We start from the raw sequence: 13,837 nt of genomic DNA on the forward strand, positions 1-13,837 counted from the left end.
CCCCCGTACGTAGGTCCGAATAGGAGTGCGCAATAATGCTTGTGAATGTGAACGCGTTCACAAGCTCGCCTGTTTGATCCCGCAATGCAGGGGTTGTGACGGGCAGGTCGCCGCTGTGACCACGGCAAGGTAAGGAGAGACGACGTGGACCTCGCTCTGGCGCCAGAAACTTTGGCGCGATGGCAGTTCGGCATCACCACCGTCTACCACTTCCTCTTCGTCCCCCTGACGATCTCCCTCGCCGCGCTGACCGCCGGCCTTCAGACCGCCTGGGTGCGCACCGAGAAGGAGAAGTACCTCAAGGCCACCAAGTTCTGGGGCAAGCTCTTCCTGATCAACATCGCCATGGGCGTGGTCACGGGCATCGTGCAGGAGTTCCAGTTCGGCATGAACTGGTCTGACTACTCGCGCTTCGTCGGCGACGTCTTCGGCGCCCCGCTCGCCTTCGAGGCGCTGATCGCCTTCTTCTTCGAGTCCACCTTCATCGGGCTGTGGATCTTCGGCTGGGACAAGCTCCCGAAGAAGATCCATCTGGCCTGCATCTGGATGGTCTCGATCGGCACCGTCCTCTCGGCGTACTTCATCCTGGCCGCCAACTCCTGGATGCAGCACCCGGTCGGCTACCGGATCAACGAAGAGCGCGGGCGCGCCGAGCTCACCGACTTCTGGCTCGTGCTCACCCAGAACACCGCGCTCACCCAGTTCTTCCACACCATCACGGCCGCTTTCCTGGTCGGCGGCGCGTTCATGGTCGGCATCGCCGCCTTCCATCTGGCGCGCAAGAAGCACATCCCGGTGATGCGGACCTCGCTGCGGCTCGGGCTGGTCACCGTCGCGGTCGCCGGACTGCTCACCGCCGTCAGCGGCGATCTGCTCGGCAAGGTGATGTTCAAGCAGCAGCCGATGAAGATGGCCGCCGCCGAGGCGCTGTGGGACGGCGAAGCGCCCGCCCCGTTCTCGATCTTCGCCTATGGAGACGTGGACGCGGGCCACAACAAGGTCGCTATAGAGATCCCGGGACTCCTGTCCTTCCTCGCCAACGACGACTTCGACTCGTACGTCCCCGGCATCAACGACGTGAACAAGTCCGAGCAGGAGAAGTTCGGGCCCGGCGACTACCGGCCCAACATCCCGGTCGCGTACTGGGGCTTCCGCTGGATGATCGGCTTCGGGATGGCGTCTTTGACCATCGGGCTGATCGGTCTCTGGCTCACCCGCAAGAAGTTCATGCTGCCCCAGGCGCTGCGGACGGGCGACGACGAAGTGCCGCGTCTGGTGCTCTTCAAGAACAAGGCGCTCAGCCCCAAGCTCGCGAAGTGGTACTGGCTCGTCGCCGTGTGGACCATGCTCTTCCCGCTGATCGCCAACTCCTGGGGCTGGATCTTCACCGAGATGGGCCGTCAGCCGTGGGTGGTGTACGGCGTGCTGCGCACCAGCGACGCCGTCTCCCCCGGAACCTCGCAGGCCGAGGTGCTCATCTCGATGCTCGTCTTCACGTCGCTCTACGCCGTGCTCGCCGTGATCGAGGTCAGGCTGATGATCAAGTACGTCAAGGCAGGGCCGCCCGAGCTCACCGAGGCCGACCTCAACCCGCCCACCAAGATCGGCGGCGACGACCGTGACGCCGACCGGCCGATGGCCTTCTCCTACTGAAGCCCCGAGGAGCTGCTGAGGCATGGAACTCCACGACGTCTGGTTCGTACTCATCGCCGTCCTGTGGATCGGCTACTTCTTCCTCGAGGGCTTCGACTTCGGGGTCGGCGTCCTGACCAAGCTGCTGGCCCGCGACCGGGCCGAGCGGCGGGTGCTGATCAACACCATCGGGCCCGTCTGGGACGGCAACGAGGTCTGGCTGCTGTCCGCCGGCGGTGCGACGTTCGCCGCGTTTCCCGAGTGGTACGCCACCCTGTTCTCCGGCTTCTACCTGCCGCTGCTGCTGATCCTGGTCTGCCTGATCGTGCGCGGCGTCGCCTTCGAGTACCGGCACAAGAGGACCGAGGAGCGCTGGCAGACCAACTGGGAGCATGCGATCTTCTGGACCTCGCTGCTGCCCGCCTTCCTGTGGGGCGTCGCCTTCGGCAACATCGTGCGCGGCGTGGAGATCGACGGTCGCAAGGAGTACGTCGGCGGTCTCCTCGACCTGCTCAACCCGTACGCGCTGCTGGGCGGGCTGGTCACGCTGACGCTGTTCACCTTCCATGGCGCGGTGTTCGCCGCGCTGAAGACGGTGGGCGACATCCGGGTCCGGGCCAGGGGCCTCGCGCTCAAGCTGGGGCTGCTCACCGCCGTGCTGGCGCTGGGCTTCCTGGTCTGGACGCAGATCTCGCGCGGCGACGGCAAGAGCTTGGTCGCGATGGTCGTCGCCGTGCTGGCGCTGGTCGGGGCGATCGTGGCGATCAAGGCCGGGCGCGAGGGTTGGTCGTTCGCCTTCTCGGGTGTGACGATCGTCGCCGCCGTCGCGATGCTGTTCCTGGCGATGTTCCCGAACGTCATGCCGTCCTCGCTCAACGAGGAGTGGAGTCTGACGGTTTCCAACGCCTCGTCGAGCCCGTACACCCTGAAGATCATGACCTGGTGCGCGGGCATCGCGGCGCCGCTGGTGATGCTCTACCAGGGCTGGACGTACTGGGTGTTCCGCAAGCGGATCGGCACGCAGCACATCGCCGATGCCCACTAGTGGGGGATGTTTCACGTGAAACCGATCGACCCGCGACTGCTCACCTACGCCCGGGCCACCCGTCGATTCCTCGTCGCAGTGGTGCTACTCGGACTCGTCGGGGCGGCGCTGGTCGTCGCCCAGGCGATGCTGATCGCCGAAGTGGTGGTGGGGGCCTTTGAGGAGGGGCTCTCCACCTCCGGGCTCGCCGCTCCACTGGGCCTGCTGGCAGCGGTCGCGGTCGGCCGCGCGCTCGTCTCCTGGCTGACCGAGCTGGCCGCGCACCGGGCGAGCGCGGCGGTCAAGTCCGAGCTGAGAGGGCGGCTGCTGGAGCGGGCGGCCCGGCTCGGTCCGGGCTGGCTGAGCGGGCAGCGCACGGGATCGCTGGTCGCGCTCGCCACGCGCGGCGTCGATGCTCTGGATGACTACTTCGCCCGCTATCTGCCGCAGCTGGGGCTCGCGGTGGTCGTGCCGGTGGCGGTGCTCGCCCGGATCGTGACCGAGGACTGGGTCTCGGCCGCCGTCATCGTGGTGACCCTGCCGCTGATTCCGCTGTTCATGGTGCTCATCGGCTGGGCCACGCAGTCGCGGATGGACCGGCAGTGGCGACTGCTGTCCCAGCTCTCGGGCCACTTCCTCGACGTCGTCGCCGGGCTGCCGACGCTCAAGGTCTTCGGACGGGCGAAGGCGCAGGCCGATTCGATCCGGTCCATCACCGGGGAGTATCGGCGGGCCACCCTGCGGACTCTTCGGATCGCGTTCCTCTCCTCGTTCGCACTCGAGCTGCTGTCGACGCTCTCGGTGGCGCTGGTGGCCGTCGGCATCGGCATGCGGCTGGTGCACGGGGACCTGGATCTGTACACGGGACTGGTGATCCTGATCCTCGCGCCCGAGGCGTATCTGCCGCTGCGGCAGGTCGGGGCGCAGTACCACGCGGCGGCCGAGGGGCTGGCCGCAGCAGAGGAGATCTTCCAGGTCCTGGAGACAGAGCCGTGGACCGGCGGTACGCGGACGGCGCCCGGCACGCTCCGCCTGGAGCTCGACGAGGTCACCGTCCGCCACGCGGGGCGCAGCGAGGCGTCGCTGGACGCGGCGTCGCTGGTGGTGGAGCCCGGTGAGACGGTCGCGCTGGTCGGCCCGAGCGGGGTCGGGAAGTCGACGCTGCTGAACGTCCTGCTGGGCTTTGCGACGCCGGCCGAGGGGCGGGTGCGGATCGGGGGCGTGGACCTGGCGCGTCTGGACCTGGAGCGGTGGCGGGAGCAGATCGCATGGGTGCCGCAGCGGCCGTATCTCTTCGCGGGAACCGTCGCCGAGAACGTTCGGCTGGCGAGGCCGGACGCGGACGACGCCGCGGTGGCGGACGCGCTGCGAGAGGCGGGGGCGTACGACTTCGTGACCGCGCTGCCCCAGGGTGTGGACACCCTGCTCGGGGAGGACGGCGCGGGCATCTCGGCCGGTCAGCGCCAACGGCTGGCGCTGGCGCGGGCGTTCCTGGCGGACCGGCCGCTGCTGCTGCTCGACGAGCCGACGGCGGCGCTGGACGGCGAGACGGAGGCGGGCGTCGTCGACGCGGTGCGGCGACTGGCCGTGGGGCGGACGGTACTGCTGGTCGTCCACCGGCCGGCTCTGCTGGCGGTGGCGGACCGGGTGGTGGAGCTCCGCCCGTCGGAGTCTCTCGCGGCGGAGCTCCGTCCCGTGGAGCCTCTCCTTGCGGAGGCTCGCCTGGCGGAGGCGGGCGGGGCGACCGCCGCTGGCCAGACCCTGACGAAGACCGTGGGGTGCGAGGGCTCTCCGGCCGCGTCCGAGATCCTGCTGCCGTCGGCGCCGGCGGACGGCACGGCTGGCTCCGCCGAACCGGCCGCCGCCGGGTCCGCGCAGAAGTCGGGCGGAGCCGGCCGAGGCGCCGGCTCCGTCCCCGCCGCCCTGGTCCGGGTGCGGGCGGCTGCCGGCGGGCTGAAGGGGCGGCTCGGCTTGGCGCTGCTGCTCGGCAGCCTCGCCCTCGGCTCCGCCGTCGGGCTCATGGCCGTCTCCGGATGGCTCATCTCCCGCGCCTCCGAGCAGCCCCCGGTCCTCTATCTGATGATGGCCGTGACGGCGACCCGCGCCTTCGGCATCGGGCGGGCCGTCTTCCGGTACGCCGAGCGGCTCGTCTCCCACGACGCCGTGCTGCGGATGCTCGCCGAGATGCGGGTCGCGGTCTATCGCCGACTGGAGCGCATCACCCCCGCGGGGCTGCGCCGCACCCGGCGCGGAGACCTGCTGTCGCGGCTTGTGACCGATGTGGACGCCCTGCAGGACTACTGGCTGCGCTGGATGCTGCCCGTGGGGGCGGCCGTCGTCGTGGGCGCGGGCTCCGTCGGGTTCACGGCGTGGCTGCTCCCCGAGGCCGGCGCCGTGCTCGCCGTCGGACTGCTGGCGGCCGGTGCGGCCGTGCCGCTGGCGGGCGGCGCCGTCGCCCGGCGGGCCGAGCGTCAGCTCGCCCCCGCGCGCGGGGCGCTGGCCACCCGCGTCGTCGACCTGTTCGGCGGCACCGCCGAACTGACGGTCGCCGGCGCTCTGAAGGGACGGATCGAACAGACCCGGGACGCCGACCGCGAGCTGACCCGCATCGCCTCGCGCGGCGCCGCCGCGACCGCGCTCGGCGCCGGGCTCTCCGCGCTGGCGTGCGGACTGACCGTGGTGTGCGCGGCGTTGGCGGGAGTGCAGGCGGTACGCGACGGACGGCTCGACGGGGTGTCCCTCGCGGTCGTCGTGCTGACTCCGCTCGCCGCGTTCGAGGCGGTCGTCGGGCTGCCGCTCGCCGTGCAGTACCGGCAACGGGTCAAGCGGAGCGCCGAGCGGGTGTACGAGGTGCTGGACGCGCCCGTTCCCGTCCACGAGCCGGAGCGGCCGGCCGCTGTGCCGCAGACGGCGTTCCCCCTGGAGATGCGCGGGCTCAGCGCCCGCTACGCCGGTCAGGAGCGGGACGCTCTCGCGGACTTCGACCTCACGCTCACCCCCGGGAGGCGCGTCGCCGTCGTCGGCGCCTCCGGCGCCGGGAAGACCACCCTCGCGCAGGTCCTGCTCCGCTTCCTCGACCAGCGAGAGGGCGCGTACGACATCGGCGGCGTGGACGCGGCCACGCTGGACGGCGACGCGGTCCGGCGCATGGTCGGCCTCTGCGCGCAGGACGCGCACCTGTTCGACAGCTCCGTACGCGAGAACCTCAGGCTCGCGCGCCCGGACGCCTCCGAGGACGAGCTCCGGCAGGCACTCGCCAAGGCGCGGCTGCTGGCGTGGGTCGAGGCGCTGCCCGACGGTCTCGACACCGTCGTCGGGGAGCACGGCGCGCAGCTCTCCGGCGGTCAGCGGCAGCGGCTGGCGCTCGCTCGGGCGCTCCTCGCCGACTTCCCCGTACTCGTCCTCGACGAGCCCGCCGAGCACCTCGATCTGGCCACCGCCGACGCGCTCACCGCCGATCTGCTGGCGGCGACCGAGGGCCGGACGGCCGCCGGGACGGCGACGGTGCTGATCACTCACCGGCTGCGCGGGCTCGACGCGGTCGACGAGGTGGTCGTGCTGGAGGCCGGGCGTGCGGTGCAGCGCGGTTCGTACGCGGAGCTCGCCGTCGCCGAAGGGCCGCTGCGGCGGCTGCTGGAGCGCGAGCGGGAGGCCGACCTGTGCGGGCTCGTGCGCCGCTGAGCTCTGCCGCCCCCGGACCGCCGACGTGGCCGGCTCCCATGGCGCCGACGCGACCGGCCCCCGGACCGCCGTGCTCTGAGCGAGTCGCCCGAGCCGTGCCGGGGGAGGCGGATCGCGGGGGCTGCTGCTGAGACCCGCTAGATGAGACCCGCGCGCCGGGCCAGGATCTGCTCGATGACGACCGCTACGCCGTCCTCGTTGTTCGCGACCGTACGGCCGGACGCCGCCGCGATCACGTCAGGGTGGGCGTTGCCCATGGCGAAGGACGTCCCCGCCCAGGTCAGCATCTCCACGTCGTTGGGCATGTCACCGAAGGCCACCACCTCGTCGGAGGAGATCCCGCGCTCGGCGCAGCACAGGGCGAGCGTGCTCGCCTTGCTCACGCCCAGGCCGCTGATCTCCAGCAGCGCGGTGGGGCTGGAGCGGGTGATGGAGGCGAGGTGACCGGCAGACGTACGGGCCAGTGTGAGGAAGCCGTCGGGCGCCAGCTCCGGGTGGAAGGCGAGCAGCTTGATCACCGGGGGCCCTTGTCCCGGCTCTTCCTCGTGGAGCAGCTTCTCCGCGGGGGCGACGGCCGCGACCGGGTCGAAGCGGAACGGCGGATAGGCCGGCTCGTAGGAGATGCCGGTGGTCAGCTCGACCGCGAACGAGGCGCCGGGCGCAGCGTCGCGCACGGCGCGTACGACGGCGAGGGCCTTCTCCCGGTCCAGGGGGTGGACCTCGAGCAGCTTTCCGCCCGCGTGCAGATCGACGACGGCCGCGCCGTTGGCGCAGATGGCGAGCCCATGGCCGTGGACATGGTCACGGACGATGCCCATCCAGCTCGGCGGCCGGCCGGTGACGAAGAAGACCTCGATCCCCGCGTCCTCTGCGGCCGCCAGTGCGGCGATCGTCCGATCCGATACGGATTTGTCGTCGCGTAGCAGCGTGCCGTCCAGGTCGGTGGCGATCAGCCGGGGGTGAGCGGGCAGCGAGAGCGGATCGGTAGCTGAGGTCACAGATCCATTCTCCCGTACGGATGTGCACGGGCGTGCGGGAGGGCGCACATTTGAGTGCGCATCCAGCTGTGCGGGGAGACGTACTCTCGAAGGATGCGCCTGAGTACCGTGATTCTTCCTGTCCGCCGTTGGCACGAGGGTGGCCGCGACGAGTGGCTGCGGGCTGAGCAGCTCGGCTTCCACACCGCGTACACCTACGATCACCTGTCGTGGCGGACCTTCCGCGACGGCCCCTGGTACGGCGCGGTCCCGACGCTGACCGCGGCGGCCGCCGCCACCGAGCGGATGCGGCTGGGCACGCTGGTCACCTCCCCGAACTTCCGGCACCCCGTCACCCTCGCCAAGGAACTGATCTCGCTGGACGACGTCTCCGGCGGTCGGACGACCCTCGGCATCGGCGCGGGCGGCATGGGCTTCGACGCGACGGCGCTGGGCCAGCAGGCCTGGACGCCGCGTGAGCGCGCCGACCGTTTCGCGGAGTTCGTGCCGCTGCTGGACCGGCTGCTCACCGAGGACTCGGTGACGTACGACGGGGCCTTCTACTCCGCCGTCGAGGCCCGCAACATCCCCGGCTGCGTACAGCGGCCGCGGCTGCCGTTCGCGATCGCCGCGACCGGGCCGCGCGGGCTGAAGCTGACGGCGAAGCACGGGCAGGCATGGGTGACCACCGGCGACCCGAAGATCTTCGAGACGGGCACGCCCGAGGATTCCGTCGAGGCGCTGCGCGGTCAGCTCGACAAGCTCGGCAAGGCGTGCGCGGAGGTCGGACGCGATCTGGGCGAGCTCGACAAGATCCTGCTCACCGGGTTCACGCCGCAGCCCGGTCGGCCGCTGGAGTCGCTCGACGCGTTCGTCGACTTCGCCGGTACGCACTTCGAGCTCGGCTTCACCGAGATCGTGCTGCACGCTCCGATCCCGGACTCGGACTTCGCCGCGGACCAGGCCGTCTTCGAGCAGATCGCGACGGAGGGCCTGGCGCAGCTCGGCCGCTGAGCCGTGACTGCCGAGCCGAGGCCGCCCAGCCCTGATCGCCGAGGCGCGACCGCTGAGCCCCGCCAGTGCGCTCGAGCGGGAGCGCCGCGGAGCCTTGCGCGGCCGGCTACGCGTCGGGCAGGCTCAGGAACTGCGGCGGCACCTCGTCGCAGAGCCAGACGCCGTTGGCGCTGACGTGAAAGACATGGCCCGCCCGGTGCATCGCGCCGGCCTGGACGGAGAGGACGACCGGGCGGCCACGGCGGGCCCCGACCCGGGTCGCGGTCTCGCGGTCGGGCGAGAGATGGACATGGTGGCGCTTCATCGGGCGCAGCCCCTCGGCGCGGATCGCGTCCAGGCTGCGGGCCACGGTGCCGTGGTAGAGGTACTCGGGCGGCTCGGCCGTGGGCAGGTCGAGGTCTACTTCGACCGTGTGGCCCTGGTTCGCGCGGATGCGGGAACCCTCGATGGTGAAGCGCCGCTTGTCGTTGACGGCCACGACATGGTCGAGCTCGGCGCGGGTGAACCTGAAGCCGTGCTCGGCGGCGGCGCGCATCAGCTCGTCGATCTCCACCCAGCCGTTCTCGTCGAGGGTGATGCCGATCCGGTCGGGCTGGTGCCGCAGATGCTTCGAGAGGTACTTCGACACCCTCACGGTGCGTCGGTCGTCGGGGAGGCCCGAGGCGCCGGGTCTTGCGCCATGGACCGCGTCGGGTTCTGAGTCAGATCTTTCGTTCATCGCGTCAGCGTGCCCTGCCGCCGGGCGTCGCCGCCACCAGAAAAATTGCTCTGCAGGTTTGATCCACAGCCAACTATAGTTATCCACAGGGGAATTGGAGATTCTGTGGACAACTGAGCTGCGGTTTAAGTGCTTTGGTCAAAATGCTGTGAAGTGTGGCCCTTTGCGGCAAGGGTGTCCAATGTCCGTGCCTGTAGCTCTCGTTCGGTGGCCGCGGCGATGAAGGCCGCCGCGTTCTCCTCGCCAACCAGGGCGTCCACCGCGCGAATTGTCTCTTGCGGCAGGGCTACCGTCCGGGGCTCGGCCTCGGGCGGCGGCGGACCCTCGGCCCTCAGATGCTGCTGAAGGTGGCGGGTCGCGAACAGCCGCATCGCCCGCGCCAGTTCCGCGTCCACCGTCTGCTGCGCGAGCGGCCGAAGACGGCGCACCAGAGCCGCCGCCTCGGCCGCGTCGGCGTCGGTCGGCGGGTGGTGCTCCAGATAGCGCGCGAAGACATGCTCGGTGGTGAACTCCAGGAAACGGGAGGCGATGTGCTCGACCTGCCCGCGAAGCTCCCTCAGATGACCGGAGATTGCGGGCAGAGGCACCCCGGCCGCGTGCAACTCCGCTGCCACCGAGAGCTCTTGGGGGCTCGGCACCAGGAACTCGTCGGCCCGACCCGGCACCCGCTCCAGCACGCCCAGCTCCACGGCCTCGGCCAGAGCGTCCTCGTCCTGCTCCCCGCCGAATCGCCCGTCCAGCTCAGCGCGGGAGATGCGGGCCGCCTCCTCGTCGGTCCACGGCCCCTGCACCTCGGCGACCAGCCCCAGCACCCCGCCGAGCCCGCGCCCCGCGTCCCAGGCCTCCAGCAGCTCCTTGATCGAGGCAAGGGTGTACCCGCGGTCGAGCAGATCGGCGATCTGGCGCAGCCGGGCGAGATGGGCGGAGCCGTACACATTGGCCCGCCCACGCCGTTCCGGCTTCGGCAGCAGCCCGCGGTCCTGGTAGGCGCGGATCGTGCGCACCGTGGCGCCGCTGTGGTGCGCCAGATCCTCGATCCGGTACTCCGCGACCGGCTGGGCCGCCGCCGACTGGGCGTCTGGCTGGGCGACTGACTGCTCGGACAAGCCCACTCCCTCGATCACAGGCCCTCGATCACCGGCCGCCTACGACAAGGCGGCGCGACCCACCGCCCCCGCCGCGACACGAGCCGCGGGCGAGGTCGCGAGATAGTCGACGGCCTTGCGCAGCGAGCCCTCCTGCGAGGGATGGTACGACCGCCGGAAGTAGCGGGGTATGGCCGCGCCCAGGTCGCGCCAGGAAGGCAGCAGACCCCGGTCGACCGCGCGGTTGTGCTCTCGCAGGGAGTAGCGCAGCCGCCCGGCGAGCTGTGGGTCGTGCCGGATCAGATACGCGGTGCCCCACGCCCAGAGCCAGAGCAGCACCGGCGCGGTGACGGCCATGCCCTCGATACGACGGGCGTAGCGCACCGGACCCTTTCCGCCGCAGTGCTGGTACATGTCGAAGGCCACAGCCCTGTGCTCGACCTCCTCCGCGCCGTGCCAGCGCAGCAGGTCCAGCATCACCTCGTCGGCGCCTGCCTCGTCCAGTCCGTCGGCGTGCAGCACCCAGTCCCCCAGGACCGCCGTGAACTGCTCGACCGCGGCGATGATCGAGAGCCGGAAGCGCAGCCACTCCCGGGCCGGAATCGGCGCCCCCAGCGGCGGCTGGTCGCCCAGGAGCTTCTCGAAGAAGAACTCGACGTGCTTGGTGAAGCCCGCGGTGTCCAGGCGCTGCGCGGCCAGGTGGTCCAGCACATAGGCGTGCTGCACGCTGTGCGTGGCCTCCTGTCCCATGAAGCCCTTGACGTCCTTGAGCAGCACCGGGTCGTCGACGAGCGGCAGCGCCTCCTTGAAGACCTTGACGAACCAGCGCTCTCCGGCCGGCAGCAGCAGATGCAGCACGTTGATGACATGGGTGGCGGTGGGCTCGTTCGGTATCCAGTGCAGCGGGGTGCTGTCCCAGTCGAATGAGACCCGGCGCGGGGCGATGGCGTAGTGGCCGATGTGCTCCTCGGTGCTCACAGCGGCGGCTCCAGCCGGGCTATCGCCCGCAGCGCCCTGGGCGAGAAGCGCGACAGAAGACGGGCGCCGCGCGCCTCGGGCGTCACCGGGACGACCGCCTGGTTCTTCGCCACAGCGCGCAGGATCGCGTCGGCGACCTTCTCCGGCGGGTAGTTGCGCAGCCCGTACAGCCGGGCGGACCGCTTCTGGCGCCGCTTCTCCTCCTCGGCGTCGACGCCCGCGAAGCGCGCGGTGGAGGTGATGTTGGTGTTCACGATGCCGGGGCAGATCGCGGAGACCCCGATCCCCTGACCGGCCAGCTCGGCCCGCAGGCACTCGCTGAGCATCAGCACCGCGGCCTTGGAGGTGGAGTACGCGGGCAGCGCCTTGGAGGGCTGATAGGCGGCGGCGGACGCGGTGTTGACGATATGGCCGCCCTGGCCGCGCTCGGCCATCTGCCGGCCGAAGAGCCGACAGCCGTGGATGACGCCCCACAGATTGACGTCGAGGACCTTCTTCCAGTCCTCGGGGCTGGTCTGCAGGAAGGAGCCCGCGAGCCCGATGCCGGCGTTGTTGACCAGCACGTCCACGATGCCGTACTCGGCGGCGACCTTCTCGGCGAGCTTCTCCATCGCCTGCTCGTCGCTGACGTCGGCCGTCTCGCCCCAGGCGTCGGGCGCGCCGATCAGCCGGGCCATCTCCGCGGTCCTGGCCGCACCCTCCGCGTCCCGGTCCACGGCCACGATCCGCGCCCCGGCCTCGGCGAACGCGAACGCGGTGGCCCGCCCGATGCCGCTGGCCGCGCCCGTCACCAGCACGAGCTGTCCGCCGAACCGCTCGGCGTACGTCCCGCGGCCCGCGCTCTGCCCCGCGGCCGTCCCCGCCGCGCCGTCCTCGTGGGTCTGCACGAAGTCGCCGATCCAGGAGGCCAGCTGGTCCGGCCTGGTGCGGGGGATCCAGTGCTTGGCCGGCAGCGAGCGGCGGGTCAGCTGCGGGGCCCACTCGCCCACGTCGTCATAGAGCCGCTCCGAGAGGAAGGCGTCGCCGGTCGGCGTGATCAGCTGGACCGGAGCGTGGGCGTACGCGTCGGGGCGGGGGCGGCGCAGCCGGGCTCGGATGTTGTCCCGGTAGAGCCAGGCGCCGTGCGCGGCGTCCTGCGGCAGGGACGGCGTGGGGTAGTCGCCGGCGGGCAGCTTCTCCACCCGCTGGAGGATCTTGGGCCACTGCTTGCCGAGCGGGCCGCGCCAGGCGAGCTCCGGCAGCACCGGCGTATGCAGCATGTACACGTACCAGGACTTGGCGCCCTGGCCGAGCAGCTGGCCGACCCTGCGGGGAGTGGGCCGGTTCATCCGCTTCTTGATCCAGTGCCCGAAGTGGTCCAGGGAGGGCCCCGACATCGAGGTGAAGGAGGCGATCCGCCCCTCGGTGCGCTTGACGGTGACGAACTCCCAGGCCTGCACCGACCCCCAGTCATGGCCGACCAGATGCACCGGCGCGTCCGGGCTCACCGCGTCCGCGACGGCCAGGAAGTCGTCGGTCAGCTTCTCCAGGGTGAAGCCGCCGCGCAGCGGCGTCGGCGCGGTCGAGCGGCCGTGCCCTCGCACGTCGTAGAGCACCACGTGGAACCGGTCCGCGAGCCGACGCGCGACCTCGGACCACACTTCCTTGCTGTCCGGATAGCCGTGGACCAGCAGCACGGTCGGCTGCGAGGCGTCGCCCAACTCGGCGACGCACAGCTCGATCCCCCCGGTCCGCACCCAGCGCTCCCGCGCTCCCGCCAGCCCCATCACAAGCCCTCCGCCCAGCGCCGCACATGCGGCAGATCGTCGTCCAGCCAGAACGCGCTCTGCTCGGGATCCCTGGAGTCGGTGACCACCAGGATCTCCTCGAACTTCGCGCCCGTGCCCCGGAATCCGAGGTGCGGCTCGACCGCCCAGAGCCCCGGCTGGGGCGGGTGGTCGGAGAATTTGTACGGGCTCCACAGCGGCGACCAGCCGTCGCGGTGGCCGCGCAGCGCATCGCTCGCGAGGCCCTTCAGCGCCTGTGTGCCGAACCCGAAGACCTGCGGCGACCAGCGCCGGTCCTTCACCCGGTCGATCTTGTGGGCGATGACGCCGAAGGGATACGCGCGGTGCCGGTTGGCATACCCCTGCCGGACCATCAGCCGGTCCACGTCCTCGTAGATCTCGCGCAGCGGGCGCCGCTCCCGCACCTCGCGCAGGATCAGCTCGCGGTGCGCCTCGAGGTCGGCCGTCAGCTTGCTGTGCACAGGGCTCGGCCCGAGGCACCCCGAGTACCCGATGTCGGCCGTGAAGCCCTTGTAGACCGGGGCCATGTCGAGGATGAAGGGCATCCCCGCCTCCAGGACCCGGTTGGTCGGGAAGAACTGGAGCGGAACGCGGAAGCCGACGAAGGCGGTACGGTCCCCGAACCACGCGAAGGGCAGATGGAACCAGTCCCGCACGCCCCGCTCGCGCAGCCACTCGCGCTGCATCCGCGCCGCCGCGCGCTCGCTCACCCCGGGCTTGAGCTGCGCGGCGACCGCCTCGGCGCATTCGTACGCGAGGCGCTGCACTTCTTGGAACCCCCGCAGTTCCGCGGTCAGTTCGCTTGCTGCTGAGGTCATGCCACCGGTCCGTCCCTGTGCGGTACGTGGTCGTAACTTGACACTGATGAATGTGACAATGCTCGGCGGCTGCGTCAAGGGCCGTGCGCCAGCCTGTGGAAAACCGCCCCTCTCGCGTCGGAC

General features: G+C 70.9%; 10 protein-coding genes. 4 read left to right on the forward strand and 6 right to left on the reverse strand.

Translation table 11 applies throughout. The features are described from left to right. Window positions 1-144: 144 nt before the first annotated feature. The 3 genes from AB0M39_RS11290 to cydD are packed head-to-tail and all read left to right on the forward strand — an operon-like array spanning window position 145 to window position 6,337. Window positions 145-1,653, forward strand: coding sequence for a cytochrome ubiquinol oxidase subunit I (locus AB0M39_RS11290; protein ID WP_365362667.1), 1,509 nt, complete (start codon window positions 145-147; stop codon window positions 1,651-1,653). 22 nt (window positions 1,654-1,675) lie between these two features. Continuing rightward, on the forward strand, window positions 1,676-2,677 hold the full coding sequence (gene cydB / locus AB0M39_RS11295) for a cytochrome d ubiquinol oxidase subunit II (RefSeq protein ID WP_365362669.1): 1,002 nt from the start codon (window positions 1,676-1,678) through the stop codon (window positions 2,675-2,677). Between the two features lie 15 nt (window positions 2,678-2,692). Beyond that, window positions 2,693-6,337: a thiol reductant ABC exporter subunit CydD gene (gene cydD / locus AB0M39_RS11300; protein WP_365362671.1), complete on the forward strand. Its 3,645-nt coding sequence runs from the start codon at window positions 2,693-2,695 to the stop codon at window positions 6,335-6,337. Between the two features lie 137 nt (window positions 6,338-6,474). On the opposite strand, the gene AB0M39_RS11305 is transcribed toward cydD, so the two are convergent. Then, the gene (locus AB0M39_RS11305) at window positions 6,475-7,335 is read right to left on the reverse strand and encodes a Cof-type HAD-IIB family hydrolase (protein ID WP_365362673.1); all 861 of its coding nucleotides are present in this window, start codon (window positions 7,333-7,335) and stop codon (window positions 6,475-6,477) included. A gap of 93 nt (window positions 7,336-7,428) precedes the next feature. On the opposite strand from AB0M39_RS11305, the gene AB0M39_RS11310 reads away from it, so the two are divergent. After that, window positions 7,429-8,328 carry an LLM class flavin-dependent oxidoreductase gene (locus AB0M39_RS11310; RefSeq protein WP_365362675.1) on the forward strand — a complete coding sequence of 300 codons (900 nt, stop codon included), beginning with the start codon at window positions 7,429-7,431 and terminating at the stop codon, window positions 8,326-8,328. Window positions 8,329-8,434: 106 nt separating this feature from the next. Here the strand turns inward: AB0M39_RS11310 and AB0M39_RS11315 are convergent, their stop codons facing one another. The 5 genes from AB0M39_RS11315 to AB0M39_RS11335 all read right to left on the reverse strand — a co-directional run bounded on the left by AB0M39_RS11315 (window position 8,435) and on the right by AB0M39_RS11335 (window position 13,714). After that, window positions 8,435-8,962, reverse strand: coding sequence for an RNA 2'-phosphotransferase (locus AB0M39_RS11315; protein WP_365362677.1), 528 nt, complete (start codon window positions 8,960-8,962; stop codon window positions 8,435-8,437). A 209-nt stretch (window positions 8,963-9,171) separates the two neighbouring features. After that, window positions 9,172-10,152 carry a MerR family transcriptional regulator gene (locus AB0M39_RS11320; RefSeq protein WP_365362679.1) on the reverse strand — a complete coding sequence of 327 codons (981 nt, stop codon included), beginning with the start codon at window positions 10,150-10,152 and terminating at the stop codon, window positions 9,172-9,174. Between the two features lie 39 nt (window positions 10,153-10,191). Further along, window positions 10,192-11,109 carry a metal-dependent hydrolase gene (locus tag AB0M39_RS11325; RefSeq protein ID WP_365362681.1) on the reverse strand — a complete coding sequence of 306 codons (918 nt, stop codon included), beginning with the start codon at window positions 11,107-11,109 and terminating at the stop codon, window positions 10,192-10,194. Then, window positions 11,106-12,875, reverse strand: coding sequence for an SDR family oxidoreductase (locus tag AB0M39_RS11330; RefSeq protein ID WP_365362683.1), 1,770 nt, complete (start codon window positions 12,873-12,875; stop codon window positions 11,106-11,108). The genes AB0M39_RS11325 and AB0M39_RS11330 overlap by 4 nt, the downstream gene beginning before the upstream one ends. Continuing rightward, window positions 12,875-13,714: a M24 family metallopeptidase gene (locus tag AB0M39_RS11335; protein ID WP_365362685.1), complete on the reverse strand. Its 840-nt coding sequence runs from the start codon at window positions 13,712-13,714 to the stop codon at window positions 12,875-12,877. Before AB0M39_RS11335 ends, AB0M39_RS11330 begins: the two co-directional genes overlap by 1 nt. Window positions 13,715-13,837: the final 123 nt, after the last annotated feature.

The organism is Streptomyces sp. NPDC051907 (genome assembly GCF_040681075.1).
Lineage (GTDB): Bacteria > Actinomycetota > Actinomycetes > Streptomycetales > Streptomycetaceae > Streptomyces.